Origin of the sequence: Nocardia alba NBRC 108234, assembly GCF_001612665.1 — a bacterium.
Lineage (GTDB): Bacteria > Actinomycetota > Actinomycetes > Mycobacteriales > Mycobacteriaceae > Nocardia > Nocardia alba.
In genome coordinates this window covers 459,718-473,900 of record NZ_BDAX01000009.1, presented here as the reverse complement: position 1 = coordinate 473,900, position 14,183 = coordinate 459,718, and the positions used below count along the sequence as shown (strand labels likewise).

At 69.6% G+C, this 14,183-nt stretch carries 12 protein-coding genes; 9 read left to right on the top strand and 3 right to left on the bottom strand.

Annotated elements, in window-relative coordinates:
- Positions 1-464: 464 nt before the first annotated feature.
- Positions 465-947 (top strand): hypothetical protein, encoded by a 483-nt coding sequence (locus NA12_RS12725; protein WP_067449473.1) that lies wholly within the window; start codon positions 465-467, stop codon positions 945-947.
- On the opposite strand, the gene NA12_RS12720 is transcribed toward NA12_RS12725, so the two are convergent.
- Positions 931-1,881, bottom strand: coding sequence for a GlxA family transcriptional regulator (locus NA12_RS12720; RefSeq protein WP_067449472.1), 951 nt, complete (start codon positions 1,879-1,881; stop codon positions 931-933). The two genes, NA12_RS12725 and NA12_RS12720, sit on opposite strands and share 17 nt — an antisense overlap.
- A gap of 126 nt (positions 1,882-2,007) precedes the next feature.
- Between NA12_RS12720 and NA12_RS12715 the strand changes: the two genes are divergently transcribed.
- From NA12_RS12715 to NA12_RS12690, 6 genes are all read left to right on the top strand, one after another.
- On the top strand, positions 2,008-2,952 hold the full coding sequence (locus tag NA12_RS12715) for a Rossmann-fold NAD(P)-binding domain-containing protein (protein ID WP_067449471.1): 945 nt from the start codon (positions 2,008-2,010) through the stop codon (positions 2,950-2,952).
- Between the two features lie 57 nt (positions 2,953-3,009).
- Complete coding sequence (locus tag NA12_RS12710) at positions 3,010-7,209, top strand: non-ribosomal peptide synthetase (protein ID WP_067449470.1); 4,200 nt, start codon at positions 3,010-3,012, stop codon at positions 7,207-7,209.
- Positions 7,206-7,883: a DUF6875 domain-containing protein gene (locus NA12_RS12705; protein WP_084472714.1), complete on the top strand. Its 678-nt coding sequence runs from the start codon at positions 7,206-7,208 to the stop codon at positions 7,881-7,883. The genes NA12_RS12710 and NA12_RS12705 overlap by 4 nt, the downstream gene beginning before the upstream one ends.
- 56 nt (positions 7,884-7,939) lie before the next feature.
- Positions 7,940-8,905, top strand: a complete 966-nt coding sequence (locus NA12_RS12700) for an alpha/beta hydrolase (protein ID WP_067449469.1) — start codon at positions 7,940-7,942, stop codon at positions 8,903-8,905.
- A 35-nt stretch (positions 8,906-8,940) separates the two neighbouring features.
- Positions 8,941-9,273 (top strand): TfoX/Sxy family protein, encoded by a 333-nt coding sequence (locus tag NA12_RS12695; protein WP_067449468.1) that lies wholly within the window; start codon positions 8,941-8,943, stop codon positions 9,271-9,273.
- Between the two features lie 99 nt (positions 9,274-9,372).
- The gene (locus NA12_RS12690) at positions 9,373-9,825 is read left to right on the top strand and encodes a VOC family protein (protein WP_067449545.1); all 453 of its coding nucleotides are present in this window, start codon (positions 9,373-9,375) and stop codon (positions 9,823-9,825) included.
- 57 nt (positions 9,826-9,882) lie between these two features.
- Here the strand turns inward: NA12_RS12690 and NA12_RS12685 are convergent, their stop codons facing one another.
- Complete coding sequence (locus NA12_RS12685; RefSeq protein ID WP_067449467.1) at positions 9,883-10,311, bottom strand: Ig-like domain repeat protein; 429 nt, start codon at positions 10,309-10,311, stop codon at positions 9,883-9,885.
- Between the two features lie 177 nt (positions 10,312-10,488).
- Here NA12_RS12685 and NA12_RS12680 point away from each other — a divergent pair, with 177 nt between their 5' ends.
- Together NA12_RS12680 and NA12_RS12675 are read left to right on the top strand one after the other, a co-directional pair.
- The gene (locus NA12_RS12680; RefSeq protein ID WP_067449466.1) at positions 10,489-10,710 is read left to right on the top strand and encodes a DUF8691 family protein; all 222 of its coding nucleotides are present in this window, start codon (positions 10,489-10,491) and stop codon (positions 10,708-10,710) included.
- Positions 10,711-10,855: 145 nt separating this feature from the next.
- Positions 10,856-13,453: a winged helix-turn-helix domain-containing protein gene (locus NA12_RS12675; RefSeq protein WP_132369672.1), complete on the top strand. Its 2,598-nt coding sequence runs from the start codon at positions 10,856-10,858 to the stop codon at positions 13,451-13,453.
- 2 nt (positions 13,454-13,455) lie between these two features.
- Here NA12_RS12675 and NA12_RS12670 read toward each other — a convergent pair whose 3' ends face one another.
- Positions 13,456-14,073, bottom strand: a complete 618-nt coding sequence (locus NA12_RS12670; RefSeq protein ID WP_067449464.1) for a TetR/AcrR family transcriptional regulator — start codon at positions 14,071-14,073, stop codon at positions 13,456-13,458.
- Between the last annotated feature and the right edge of the window lie 110 nt (positions 14,074-14,183).

Here is a 14,183-nt window from a genome sequence, read left to right as displayed (position 1 = left end):
TGAATGGCCCGCCGATCAGGCGCCGGTGCTTGCTCCTTCGTCGCGTACGCACCGGCGCCTGATCGGCGGGCCGGCCGCGGACCGGCCACTTCGTGGCCGCCGCTCCCTAGGGGTCGCGGGTGGGGGTTGGGTTGGGTGATCGGGTATGCCATGGATTGGTGTGGGCGGTACTGGGGGGTCGGGGGGGTGGTTGGCTCTGGCTATGTGGGGACCGCAGTTGGTGGGGATGGCGGTTAGGGTTTGGGTGGTCCTAGTGGAGGAGGTGGGTGGCGGTGTCTGAATCGTTCGGGGGTCAGGGGTATTCATCGCAGGATGAGGGGGTGACTGCTTATCCGGTGAATCCTTCGGGATATGTGGCTATGCCGCAGCCTGGGGTTCCTGGCTCGGCGTATGGGTCGGGGAGCGCTTATCCGGGGGGTGGGTATCCGGGGGTGGATGCTGGGCCTCGGGGGGTTCCGCAGAGTGTGCAGATCGCGTTCTATGTGATGTTGGCGGGCGCGGTGGTGACGCTGTTGGGGATGGCGTATTCGCTCACCATGCTCGACCGGACTCGTAGTGACGTGCTCGATGCTTCGGGTGGGGTGTTGCGGGGGGACGAGCTCGATATTCTCGTGTACGTGAGTGTTGGCGGGGCCATCGTGAGTTCGCTGGTGACGGCGGGGCTTTGGGTGTGGATGGCGTTCGTGTGCCGGGCGGGGAAGAACTGGGGGCGGGTCACGGGGACGGTGTTCTTCGGGATCAACGCGCTGTTCTACGTCGTCGGCACGGTGATGGCGTTCGTCACGTCGACGGCGGGGATCTCGCTGGTGTTCAGCACGGTCACCCTGGCCATCGGGCTCGCGGCGGTGATCCTGTTGTGGAACGGGAAGTCCTCGTCCTTCTTCGCGGCTCGGGTGCCGCAGGGATACCAGCCCTACCCTGGCTATCCGCCTATCGCGCCGTACTGAAGTTCGCGCGGTAGGCGCTGGGCGAGACGCCCAGTTGGCGAACCATGTGCTGGCGCAACGATTCCGCCGAGCCGATCCCGCTGTGCCGCGCCACCAGGGCGATCGGCAGGGTGGTCGATTCCAGCAGTTCCCTGGCGCGGTGGATGCGCTGATTCAGTAACCACCGCTGTGGGCTGAGGCCGGTTTCCTCGTGGAATCGGCGGGTCAGGGTGCGCACACTGGTTCGCGCGTGCTCGGCCAGTTCACGCAGCGACAAGGGGGTGTCGAGGCGTTCCAGCGCCCAGGCGCGGGTGGCCGAGAGGGACAGGTCGTCGTCGGCGGGCAACGGTGTGTCGACGAACTGGGCCTGCCCGCCGGGCCGCACGGGTGTCACCACCGCGGCTCGCGCGGCGGCGTTCGCGACGGTGGCGCCGTAGTCGGCGCGGATCAGGTGCAGGCAGAGGTCGATACCGGCCGCCGCGCCCGCCGCGGTCGTCACCGGCCCGTCTTCGATGAACAGCGCGTCGCTGCGCACCTCGACGAGCGGATGGTCGCGGGCCAGTTCTTCCGCCAGTGCCCAGTGTGTGGTCGCGGTGCGTCCGTCGAGCAGCCCGGCCTGGGCGAGCACGAACGCGCCGCTGCAGATCGAGGTGACCAGGACGCCGCGGTCGACGGCCGCGCGCAGCGCCTTCAGGGTGACCGGATCCGCGTCGGCGCGGCTACCGGTGCTCGGCACGATCACCGTGTCGGCGGTGTCGAGGACCTCGAGCCCGTGCCGGATCACGACGTCGAACCCGCCGGGCGTCATCGCGGGCAGCGCGCCTGGCAGAGCGGTGCAGACCACCACGCGATAGCCGGGCTCGCCATCGATCACGATCGAGCCCATCAGGGTTTCCGGCATCGACAGATCGAAGGATTTCACCGGTGGGACAGCGACCACGGCGATGGTCTTCATGGCCTGATCCTTGGGATAGCTGGCATTCCGGCCACTAGTGTAGTCGCCCCGTGCACGGCATCGTGGAAGACGCGGGCAGAAACCTGATGCCCGCATCGAAAAACGTTGTTGTGAAAGGGAATTCGGATGTCCACTCACGTTGTGATCGGCCACGGTGGCACCGCCACCGCCACCGCGCTGGCATTGGTCGACGCCGGGGATCGCGTGCGGATGGTGAGCCGACGCGGGCTCGGCCCCACCCACCCCGCCGTGGAACTGATCGCGCTCGACGCGCTCGACACCACCGCTCTGAGCGAGATCGCGACCGGTGCCCGCACCGTCTTCAACATGGCGATGCCCGCGTATCACACCTGGCCCGACACTGTTCCGCCCTTGTTCGGCTCGATCCTGACAGCCGCCGAAACCGTCGGCGCCGACCTGGTCATGCTGGGCAATCTGTACGGCTACGGTCCGGTCGACGGTGTCGTCTCCGAACGCACCCCGCTCGCCGCGACGGGCAGCAAAGGCGCGGTCAGGGCCGCGGCGTGGGCCGACGCGCTCGCCGCGCACGAGGCGGGTCGGCTGCGCGTCACCGAGGTGCGCGCCGGCCAATTCCTCGGCGCGACCGCGGTCTCGATCTTCACACTGTTCGTCCAGTCCGCGGTACTGGCGGGCACCACGGCGAAGGTCCCGCAGGAACTCGACCTCACGCACTCGTTCACCGCGATCGGTGATGCCGCGGCCGCGCTGGTGGCGGTCGCCCGCGACGATCGGTCGTGGGGGAGCGCCTGGCACGCCCCGGTGATCACCACGACCGTGCGCGAGATCGCGAACAGGCTCGCCGAACTGGCCGGCGTCGCGACACCCGAACTCGTGATGCTCACCGACGACGAGATCGCCGAATTCGCCGAGCAGGACCCGTTCTGGACCGAACTGTTCGAGACGAAGTACATGTCCCACCGCGAGTTCGTCGTCGACGATTCGGCGATGCGGACCACCTTCGGCAACACCGCGTCGCCGCTCGACGAGGTGCTCGAGCAGGTGGTCGCCGCCGACGCGGCCGCGCGGCGATCGGTGCCCGACGCGGGCTAGATGCCGTAGGTTTGCCGGGGAACCAGTCAACGGTTGCTCCGAATCCCGGGAGGCCCGGTGCGGCAAGGTGAGGGTGGTATCGGCGCGGCGGATGCCGTGATGGCGGCCGATGCCGCGCTGATTCCCTTGTCTCCCAGCCAATTACGCTGGTGGGTAGCCCATCAGCTGGCACCTGATGTGCCCGCCACGATCGCCCTGTATCTGGATCTGTGTGGGCCGCTGGACATCGCGCGGCTGCGCACCGCGATCCACGCGGCGGCGGCGCGATTGCAGTCACCGCAGGTGCGGATCCGGCTCGTCGACGGCACGCCGCACCAGTACCTCGACCCGTCGGTCTTCGGCGAACTCGCCGAGGTCGACCTCACCGACGGTTCGCTGCCGGATGATCGTGCGGCGGTGGCTGCAGCGCTGTCACGGATGGACGCCGATCGCCGGGCTCGGCTGGATCTGTGCGTGGACGCGATCACCGTCGCGAGGTTGTACCGCGTGGGAGCGCAGCGGCGCTTGCTCTACCTGCGCAGTCATCATCTGGTGCTCGATGGCGTCGGTGCGGGGGCGCTGCTTCGGCTGGCCGCTGAGAACTATTCCCGGGGACCAGGTATCGACCGTGCGGAGCTGTTGTCGATCGAGGGCCTGGTCGACGCGGATCGGGTCTATCGCGATTCCGCTCGCGCGGCGGCGGATCGGGAGTTCTGGGCCGAAGAGACCGCGGGGCTGTCCGATCCGATCGGCCTGGCCGGGATCCCCGCGCCCGCGTCGGCCCGCCCGCATCGGGTGTCGGCCTGCCTCGATGAGCGCACCGCGCACCTGCTGGCCGCCGCGCGAGAGCGTTACGCGGCAACCTTTCCGGAGCTCACCGCCGCGGCCTTCGCCGCGTTCCTCGCGCGCATGTCGGGCTCCGACCAGGTCGTGCTCTCGCTGCCCGTGGCCGCTCGCCCGACCGCTGCCCTGCGACGCTCGGCAGGGTCGGTTTCCAATGTCGTGCCCTTGCGTCTGCGCGATCTCGGCACGGCGACAGTCGAAGAGCTGATCGATCAGGTGCGGTTGCGGGTGATCGGTGCGCTGCGCCACCAGTGCTACCGCTATGAGGACATCCAACGCGACCGTGGCGAAACCCGGGTAACCCGAGGCGGATTCGGGCCGGTGCTCAACCTGCTCGGTTTCACCGACGCGCTGATCCTGGGCGCCGCCACCGGCCGGGCCCACCTGCTGAGCCTGGGACCCGTCGAAGACCTGCTGGTCAACGGCTACCAACTCGGTCCGGACGACACCACCGCGACGATCGACTTCCAAGCCAACCCCGCCCGCTACGACGCCGCCACGCTGGCCTGGTACCACCGCCTGTTCCTGGCCTGGTTCGCCGCCTTCCTGGCCGCCGAACCCACCCGCCCGCTGCGCGACCTGACCGCTGATCGCCGGCGTGTGCTGCGCGACTCGGCCGCCGATCGCTCGCGTTCTCTGCGCGAGCCGGCCACCGAATTCGCCCGCCCCAGCGATTCGCGACCTTCCGCCGAGGCCATGGGCGCGGCGACGCGGCAAACGTTGCTTTCGGAATCTGTCTCTCGAACAACGACATTGGGCGACCTGTTCAGCAGGTTCGACACGGCGGACACCATCGCGGTGGTCGACGGTGGCCGGTCGATGACCTATCGGGAGCTCGGCGAGTCGGCGGCGCGGTGGGCCAGGGTGCTCATCGCGGCCGGGGCGAGGCCGGGAAGTCCGGTGCTGGCCGCGCTCCCCAGATCACTCGAGTCGGTGCTGGCGGTGCGTGCCATCGCGGCGGCGGGCGCCTGCCTGACTCCGGTCGACCTGAGTGATCCGGGTGAGCGGGTCGCCCGCGTGATCGCCGGATCCGGTGCGGTGCTGGGGATCACGACACGGGCCGATCGCCCAGCGGCGTCCGGCGATCGCTCCGGGGTCACCTGGCTGCTACTCGATGACGCGGAAACCCTGGCCCGCGTGGCCGATCAGCCGTCGACCCCGATCACGGACGCGGATCGTCGTGCCCGCCTGACCCCGGCGCACGCCGCCTATCTGATCCATACGTCGGGGACGACCGGGGTGCCGAAAGGTGTCGCCGTCACGCATCGCGGCCTCGCTCCACTGACCGGTCACCTCCTCGACCGATACGGCACCGGGCCGAATTCGACAGTGCTGCATGCCCATTCACCCGCATTCGACGCGCACCTGCTCGAGCTCCTCGCCGCGTTCGCCGCCGGCTCTCGCCTGGTGGTCGAACCGCCGTCGGTGGTCGCGGGCCCGGAGCTGGCCGGGCTGATCGCCGAGCATCGCGTCACGCATCTGCTCACCACGCCCGCCGTGTTGGCGACGCTGCGCCCCGCCGACGTGCCGAGTCTGGCGGTGGTGGTCGTCGGCGGCGAAGCCTGTCCGCCGGAATTGGTTACTGTCTGGGCGCCCGCAGTCCGCCTGCACAACGGTTACGGCCCGACCGAGGTCACGGTGATGGCAACACAATCGGCGCCGCTGGTGGCGGGGGAGCCGGTGACCATCGGCGGGCCACTGCCGGAAGTGACTGCCCTGCTCTTGGATTCACAGCTGCGCACGGTCCCCGCCGGCGCGCGTGCCGAGCTGTACCTCGGTGGACCGTGCGTAGCGCAGGGCTACATCGGCGATCCCGCGAGCACCGCCGCGCGTTTCGTGGCCGATCCCAGCGGCGACGGCGACCGTGTCTACCGCACCGGCGATCTCGTCGGCCCCCGCGCGGACGGCGGCTACGAGTTTCTCGGCCGTATCGATGCCCAGCTGGCTATCCGCGGCCGCCGCATCGAACCGGCCGAAGTCGAAACGGCCCTGCTCACCGACCCCACCATCGCCCACGCGGCAGTAGACATCGCCGATCCCGGCACCCCCACCGCCCGCCTCATCGGCTACGTCGTCCCGGCCGGTCCCGCCGCGCGAAACCCCACCTCCGACAGCGCCTCGGCCAGCGCGCGATGGACGGTCGGCGCGGGCGCACTGGATATCGAACTCGCCGCGGTTGACGCACGGGGCCGCCCCGGCACGGCGGATTTCACCGTGCCGGACACCGGGTTCGACGCGGCCGCAGCCCTCGCTCGCCTACGCGCCATCCTGCCGACGGCGCTGGTCCCCGCTGCCCTGGTCACCCTCGACCGCCTCCCGCTGACCGCCAACGGAAAACTCGACCGCGCGGCGCTACCCGCACCGTCCGCGATCGGCTACCGCCCGCCGACGACACCGTTGCAACACCTGATCGCCGCCACCTTCGCCACCGCCTGCCACCTCGACACGGTGGGCGCCGACGACGACTTCTTCGCCATCGGCGGCAATTCCCTGACCGGCGTTGGTGTTTCGGCCGAACTCGCCGAGTCGACGAACACGCCGATCACGGTCCGCTGGCTCTACACCGCACCGACCGCAGCCGCTCTCGCGCACCGCATCGAGACCTACCGCGGTGACGCCGATCCGGGGGCCGCCGCCCTCGCCACCGTGCTGCCCCTGCGAACAGGCGGCCCGCACCCGCCCCTGTTCTGCGTCCACTCCGCCGTCCCGCTCGCCTGGTGCTACACCGGCCTGGCGCGCCACATCGCCGACCGCCCTGTCTACGGATTGCAGGCACCGACCCTGTCTGGCGCGGCTGTCGCCGCCCTGACCGTCGACCTGCTCGCCGACACCTACGCCGCCGAGATCACCCGCCTGCACCCCGACGGCCCGATCCACTTGCTCGGCTGGTCCCTCGGCGGCCAACTCGCCCATGCCACCGCCGTCCGCCTGCGCGCGCGAGGCCGCGACGTCGCCACCCTCGCCATGCTCGACAGCGTCGTCGTCCCCGAGCACGCCGATCCGCCACCACGCCCGCGCATGCGCGACCTGCTCACCCACCTGCTCGGCGACGAACCCGACGACGCGGACACCATGCCCGACCTCTCGGCCGAGGAAGCGGCAGCCGAATTGGCCGGAGCCGGAGCGACTCTCGGTTCCGGGCTCACCGCCGGACAGCTCACCCGGCTACACGAGGCCTACGCCGACGGTGTCCGTCTCTCGCACGGCTACCGCCCCGACCGGTTCGACGGCGACCTCCTCTACTTCTGTGCCACCCGGGGCATGACCGCCTTCCTCGACGCCCAGATCTGGCGCCCGTTCCTCACCGGCCGTCTCCTCGAACACCGGGTCGACACCACCCACGCCCAGCTCACCAACGCCGACGTCGTCGCCCGGATCGGTCCGATCCTGGACCGCCACCTGCGCGCGGTCGAGGCCGTGTCGGTCACCCCGTGAGCGCCGTGCGCTCGATGACCGGCCGCCGGACCGCCGCCACCTGGTGGTGCGTCTACGACGATCCCGTCCGCTGGGCCGCCGAACATCCGCGAACGGCGCCGTTGATCGACTGGTTCGCCGACACCCTGATGCGTCCCGACCCCGCCCAGGGACGGCCGGGTCCGGTCTGCCCTTTCATGAAACCCGCTGTCGCGCAACACAGTCTGTGGATCGCCGACCTGGCCGATGCCGGTTCGGTCGTCGATGCCATCGACGACGCCTTCGACCTCTACCGCACCCTCGACCACATTCCGGCCGTTCTCACGGTCTTCCCCGATCTCGACGACACCGCCCGCGTCGACGCCGCCCACGCTCTGCGCAAGAGCGACATCGTCCGGGTGGGGGCCATGCTCGGCCAGTTCTATCCCGGCTGCCCGGTGCCCGGCCTGTGGAATCGCGACTATCGCCCGCTGCGCGCGCCGCTGCCGATGCTGGTGATCCGCCCCATGATGAACACCGATTTCCCGTTCCTCGTCGGCGAACCGGAATGGCTCTCGGCGTACTTCGCCCGGCACGCGCCCGGACTCCCACGCAAGCTGCGCGCCACGATTGCCGATCGGATGCACGTCCCCGAAGTCACCCCCGGATCGATCACCGCGCTGCGCGCGCATTTTCCGGATGAACACGCACAATAGGGACACGAATCGACCAATGCCGGACATTAGCGGAGTCATCCGGCACACTACGTCGCATGCGTCGGCTTCTGTGCTGTCTGCTCGTCCTGCTCGGCTGTGGAATTGTCGTCTCACCGACGGCATCGGCGGAATCGGGGATCCTCGATGTACGCCCGCTCGGTGGCAGGCAATTCGAGGTGGTGGTGTATTCCGCGGCGATGAATCGCCCGATCACCCTGTGGATGTCGCATCCCGGGTCCGGCGCGCCCGCGCTGTATCTGCTCAACGCCGTCGACGGCGGCGAGGGCGGCGGGCCGTGGATGCGGCGCACCGATGTGGTCGACTTCTTCGCCGACAAGCCGGTGAATGTGATCGTCCCGATCGGTGGCCGCGCCAGCATGTACGCCGACTGGCAGCGCGACGACGGTGCGCTCGGCCGCAACAAATGGACCACCTTCCTGACGAACGAACTTCCCCCGCTGCTCAACGATCGCTTCGGCATGACCGGCGCCAATGGCATCGCGGGCCTGTCGATGTCGGCTACCTCGGCGTTGAACCTGGCGATCGCGGCGCCCGGGCTGTATCGCGCGGTCGGCGCCTTCAGCGGGTGCACGCAGACCGGTAATCCGCTCGCCGAGGCGCTGGTCCGCGCCCAGTTGGCCACGTTCGGCGCCGACGCGACCAATATGTGGGGCCTCCCCGGTGACCCGGCGTGGGCGGCCAACGACCCCACCCTGCACGCCGACCGGCTGCGCGGCACCGCCATCTACCTGTCCTCGGGCAACGGCGTCCCCGGCACACACGATGCCTTCAACGATCCGAGCATCGCGGGCAACGTCGGCGTGCTGGTCGACCGGCTGCTGGTCGGCGGCACCATGGAAGCCGTGGTCGGCGGCTGCTCGAGCCCCCTCGCGGGCCGACTGGCCCAGCTCGGCATCCCCGCCGATGTCCGCTTCCGTCCCGCGGGCACCCATGCCTGGCCCTACTGGCAGGACGACGTCCACGATTCCTGGCCGATGTTCGCCGCGGCCCTCGGCATCTGAGCCCTGCTGTCGGTGGGTCGGCGCACACTGGGCCGATGGCATACGACGAGGAGCTCGCCGAGCGGATCCGGGAGATCGTCTACCCACGGCCCGATCTCGACGAGCGAAGGATGTTCGGTGGTCTGGCCTTCCTGATCGGCGGCAATATGGCCGTGGCTGCCAGCGGCAAGGGCGGGCTGCTGGTGCGGGTAGCCCCGGCCGATGGCGATGCCCTGCTCGACGGGTCGACGATCGCCCCGATGGTGATGGGCGGGCGTGAGCTGCACGGCTGGTTGCGAGTCGCGCCCGAAGCGGTCGACGACGACGCCGCATTGCGGGAATGGGTCGAGCGCGGGGTGGAATTCGCGCGGACCCTGCCGCGGAAATAGAGATTTCGGCCGATATGGCGGATATGGCGGATATGTCGAAGGGCGCTGGTCGGCTCCGACCAGTGGATGAAGCAAGCCACTCACCTCAAGGAGCTCATCATGTCCGTCAACACTTTCCTCTGGTTCGATGCCGACGCTGAAGCGGCGGCCGAACTGTACGCGGCGACCGTCCCGAATTCGCGCGTTGTCGAGATCACCCGCATGGGCGACGGTTCGGCCTTCATCGTCAGTCTCGACCTCGACGGCCAGGCTGTCACGCTGATGAACGGCGGCCCCGGCCACCCGCACAGCGATGCTGCCTCGCTGCAGGTGAGCGTGGATACCCAGGACGAGATCGACCGCCTCTGGGAGGCGTTGACAGGGGGCGGCGGCAACCCCGGTCAGTGTGGGTGGCTCACCGACCGCTTCGGGGTGTCCTGGCAGGTCGTGCCGGCGGTGCTGCCCGAGCTGATGGGCGGTGAGACCGATCGCGTCATCGCCGTCGGCACGGCGCTGCGCGCGATGTCCAAGCTCGACATCGCCGCCCTGCAACAGGCCTACGACCAAGCCTGAACACGCGAACGGCCGCCGCGGGGAGAGGGGTTCGCGGCGGCCGTCGTGCGGGCGGGGCTAGCCGGCCGAGCCCGACAGCAGCCCGCCCAGGTCAGCGGACCCGGTACTCGCGCCGCCACCAGGGGTGGTCGGCTTCGGGGCGACGGTGATCGTGACGGTCTTCGAGCTGACGAGCTCCTGCACCGCCTTGATCTCGTGCGCGCCGGTGGTCTTCGGCGTCCAGGTGATGGTCGCCTTGCCGTCGGACACCGAGACCGGGTCGCCGATCTGGGTGCCGTTGTCGGTGAAGGTCACCTTGAACAGGAACGAGGTGGACGTGACATCGGCGGTGACGGTGTAGGAGGTATCCACGTAGTGCGTGCTGCCGCTCACCGCGATCCCCTGGACGAGTGCGGAAGCCTGGGGTGCTGCCAGTACGGCGGCCGCGGCCACCGCGGTGAAGGCCGTAAGTCCGAAACCGGCACGTCGCGCCTGGTAGATCTGCATGATGTTCTCCTGTTCGCGCTGTTGACAATCGCGACATTAGCTACCGGATGGGCACCGCGTCCCGGAAACTGAAATAACAATGTTTAAAAAAGTATCGAGGGGTGACGTCGCAGGTGGCGGGCGAATTCACCCGGAGCGGATGAGGCGCCCTGAGCGACCGGCGCGGACACTGAAACCATGTCGACGTCGGGCCCGCTCCGCTATCAGTTCGTCATCGAGGGCGAGCTGTCCGAGCGTGTCCTCACGGCTTTTCCCGAGTTGCGTCCCAGCTCGCATTCGCCCACCGGAACCACCACGCTGTTCGGCTCGGTCGCCGACAGCACGGCCATGCGCGGCGTGATGGCCCGCATCGACACGCTCGGCCTCACGCTGCTGAGTATGTCCCAGCTGCCCGACTGACCGTTCTTCGACGACTCGACGTCGATCTGGTAACGAGCGTCCCCACTTGTCCACTCCAGCAACCGTGCAGCCGCTGATTCGCCTACCGTCGAATTCGGCGGAGTTCGGCCGCTGAGCGGTGAAAAGCGTGTTCAGGAGGGTGAAGATGGCTTCGTCGTCGGGTTCTCTGGATATTCACAGTGGCGGCTCGGTGATAGCTGTAGCGGGTCGGTCCGCTGGTCTTCCCGAACTGTCGTTCGCCCCGGTCCGGTGCAACGAGGCATTCGCCCGCCTGGATCGCGCGCAGGCCGCGGCCGGGCAGACGGTACTGCTGTGCGGGCCCGCGGGCAGCGGCAAGACCGTCGTGCTGGTCGACTGGGTACGCCGCCGGTGCTCGGCGCGCGTCGCGTGGATGACCGTCGCCGAGCAGCGCGGCTGCGATCTGCTGGCCGACATCGCCCGAACACTCGAGCCCGCCCCGGATTTCGTCCCGGCCGGGATGCTGCGCACACCGATGGACGGTGCCGTGGACCTCATCGCCGCGCTGGCCGAGGTCGAGCCGACCGTACTGGTGATCGACGACGCCCACCTGCTCACCGACCCGCTGCAACTCGCGGGCCTGGAATACCTGCTCACACACCTACCGGCCCACGTCACGGCGGTGCTCGCGAGCCGATTCGACCCGCCGTTGCGCTGGCATACCCTCGATCTGGCGGGCAGGCTCACCCGGATCGGCGCGCCCGAGCTCGCCCTGCGCCCGGACCAGGTCGCCCAGCTGCTCGCCCAGCACGGCTGCCGACTCGACGACGCCGAACTCGCCGTGGTCCAGAATCTGACCCGTGGCTGGGCCGCGCTGGTCCGCATCGCGGCGATCTGCCTGTCGGCCAACGGAACCGACCGCGACACCGCCCTGACCGCGCTGGCCCGTCCCTCGCACGCCGTCGCCGACTTCCTGGTCGCCGAACTGCTCGCCGCGTTACCGGCGCCCACCCTCGAATTCCTGCTCGCCACAGCGGTTCCCGAACAATTCTGCCTGCCGATGGCCGAGGATCTGGTCGGCGACGACGCCGCCCGCATCCTCGACGAACTGCTGCGCGCGAACTTCCCCCTGCACACCGTCGCCCACGCGGGCGAACTCTGGCACACCTACCATCCGCTCCTGCGCGCCTACCTGCTCGCCGAGGCGGCGTACACCAGGCCCGAGCGGGTGCCCGACTGTCATCGTCGGGTGGCGGCGTGGTTCATCGCGGCCGCGATGCCGGCGCCCGCGCTCGAGCACGTCCTGGCCGAGCCCGGCGCCCCCGGACTGGTGCCGTTCCTGCGGGATTGGGGAGTGCGCATGGTCCTGGAGGGAACGGGCCACACCCTGCTCGCCGCCCTCGAAAACCTCGCCGAACACGACGCTTTCGTTCGTCTGCTGCGTGCGGCCGTCGCGGTGGAATGTGGCGATATCGCCGCCGCCGAGGTCTATCTCGAAGCCGCCCATGTCGGCCACGAATCGGGCGAGCCGGTGGTGCCCGCCGAGTGGGTGGCCGCTCTCGATCGCGCGGTGAGCGCGGGAGTCGCTGTCCTGGTGGGTGATTCGTCGTCGATGCGCTGGCCGCTACCGCCGGTGACCGGGCAGTCCGACCTCGACTGCTACGCGGCGCTGCACTGTGGAATCGCCGAGATCTACGGGGGCGAGATCGAGAGCGGCGCGGCGTCGGTGCGCCACGCGATCGTGCACTCCGAACAGATCGGACTCGGTCGCGTCGCGGTACGTGCCAGAACCGCGACAGCCGGGGCGGCCGGGATCGCCGGGCGGATCGGCGAGCTCCGCGCGCTGGCGGCCACGGCGATCGCCTGCGCCGAACGCTACGAACTGGCGGGCTCGGCCGATGCGGCTCCGGCCAGGGTGCTCGCGGCCTACGGCGCGTATGCGCAGGGCGTGGATTTCGAGCGACCGCTGCCGGGGCTGCCCTGGGTCGTGGCCGACGAGACCGTGGTACCCGCGCCGCTGCGTCAGGTGGCGATCGTGACCGGCGTGCTGATGTTCGCCGACGCCGCGGATCGGTCGGCCGCCGCGGTCGCCCTGGCCAAGCAACTGCACCGCCTGCTCGACGAATCACCCACGCTGCCGGGCACCGGGGAGCTGGTGACCGACGTGTTGTGGCTGTTGCTGCGCGTCCAGGCCAGGGCCGACGCGCGACAGTTGGTCGACCACGCCACGAGCGCGCTCGGCCGGATTCCCGAGATGGCCGTCGCCGAGGCGGGACTGGCGCTCTATTCCCATCGCCCCGCCGTCGTGCTGACGGTGCTGGAACCGCTCCTCACGACCCCGCGCTTCTCGTCGCGTTCGCTGGTCACGGCGTGGCTGCTGGTCGCGGTTGCTGCCGACCGGCTCGACCGGCCACGCAAGGTCGACGACGCCTGCGAACAGGCACTCGCGCACGCGTCGACCGAACAGCTGGCGCGCCCGTTCCTCGACGTGCCGGAGGCCGCCGAGCTGCTGGCCAGAATCGGTGGCCGCTTCGGTCAGTACGCGGCGCTCGTCGACCGGGTCCGGGCCCATCGCGGCGCCTCCGCGGGCGCGCCCCAACTCACCGACACCGAGTTGGTGGTGCTGCGTCAACTTCCCTCCGGCATGACAGCGGGCAATATCGCCACCGATCTCGGTGTCTCGGTGAACACCGTCAAAACGCATCTGCGCGGCATCTACCAGAAGCTCGCCGTGAACGCGCGCGCCGAAGCGATCGCCCAGGCCCGCGTGCTCGGTCTGCTCTGATCTCAGGTCGGCGCCTGCAGAGCCGGGAACCAGACATCGGTGAGCACGGTCGCGGCCTGGGCGGCCGAGACGTCGATCGTGCCCTGCATCGCCCACCGGGTGAAGAACCGCTCGAGCTGGGCGACCAGCAGTTCGATCCGCAGCCGGGCCTCGTCGCGGCGGTGCTCGGGCCAGCGGGCGAGGTAGGCGGGCATGCTGTCGGCCAGAGTCATGATGCCCTCGCGCGCCACCGCGCGGAATTCCGGTTCGAGCGCGGTGGCCTCGTCCCAGGCCGGGAGCATGTCCTTGTTCGTGAAGAACCAGTCGATCGCGCGAGTCATCCAGTCCGCGAACGACTCCCGGGAACCGATGGTGAGCACCCGGTCCAGGTCGGCGTAGAAATCCCGGACGCTGGCGAGGGTGCCCTCCTGGGCGATGGCGCGCAGCACCTCGCCCTTGCTCGGGAAGTGCAGGTAGAAGGTCGCGCGGCTGCAGCCGACGGCGGCGGCGATGTCGTCGACGCGGACATCGGAATAACCCTGCGTCTCGAACAGCGTGCGAGCGGTCTCGACGATCCGGGCCTTGGTCAGGCGCTTCTGTTCCTCGCGCAGCGATCCACGGCGGGCGGGTTCGGTCGTCATGAAGCCCACCTTAGACGATCCGACCATTCACTGGACGTAATGTCCAGTGAGCCGCTATCGTGTGGTCCACGTCACCCGGCACGGTCGTCGATGACCGCGGCCGCTGGAGG

Excerpts from the sequence above, each read along its gene's own strand:
- NA12_RS12720 (WP_067449472.1), bottom strand. The coding sequence starts at position 1,881 with ATGAAGACCATCGCCGTGGTCGCTGTCCCACCGGTGAAATCCTTCGAT.
- NA12_RS12715 (WP_067449471.1), top strand. The coding sequence starts at position 2,008 with ATGTCCACTCACGTTGTGATCGGCCACGGTGGCACCGCCACCGCCACC.
- NA12_RS12700 (WP_067449469.1), top strand. The coding sequence starts at position 7,940 with ATGCGTCGGCTTCTGTGCTGTCTGCTCGTCCTGCTCGGCTGTGGAATT.
- NA12_RS12695 (WP_067449468.1), top strand. The coding sequence starts at position 8,941 with ATGGCATACGACGAGGAGCTCGCCGAGCGGATCCGGGAGATCGTCTAC.
- NA12_RS12690 (WP_067449545.1), top strand. The coding sequence starts at position 9,373 with ATGTCCGTCAACACTTTCCTCTGGTTCGATGCCGACGCTGAAGCGGCG.
- NA12_RS12685 (WP_067449467.1), bottom strand. The coding sequence starts at position 10,311 with ATGCAGATCTACCAGGCGCGACGTGCCGGTTTCGGACTTACGGCCTTC.
- NA12_RS12680 (WP_067449466.1), top strand. The coding sequence starts at position 10,489 with ATGTCGACGTCGGGCCCGCTCCGCTATCAGTTCGTCATCGAGGGCGAG.
- NA12_RS12675 (WP_132369672.1), top strand. The coding sequence starts at position 10,856 with ATGGCTTCGTCGTCGGGTTCTCTGGATATTCACAGTGGCGGCTCGGTG.
- NA12_RS12670 (WP_067449464.1), bottom strand. The coding sequence starts at position 14,073 with ATGACGACCGAACCCGCCCGCCGTGGATCGCTGCGCGAGGAACAGAAG.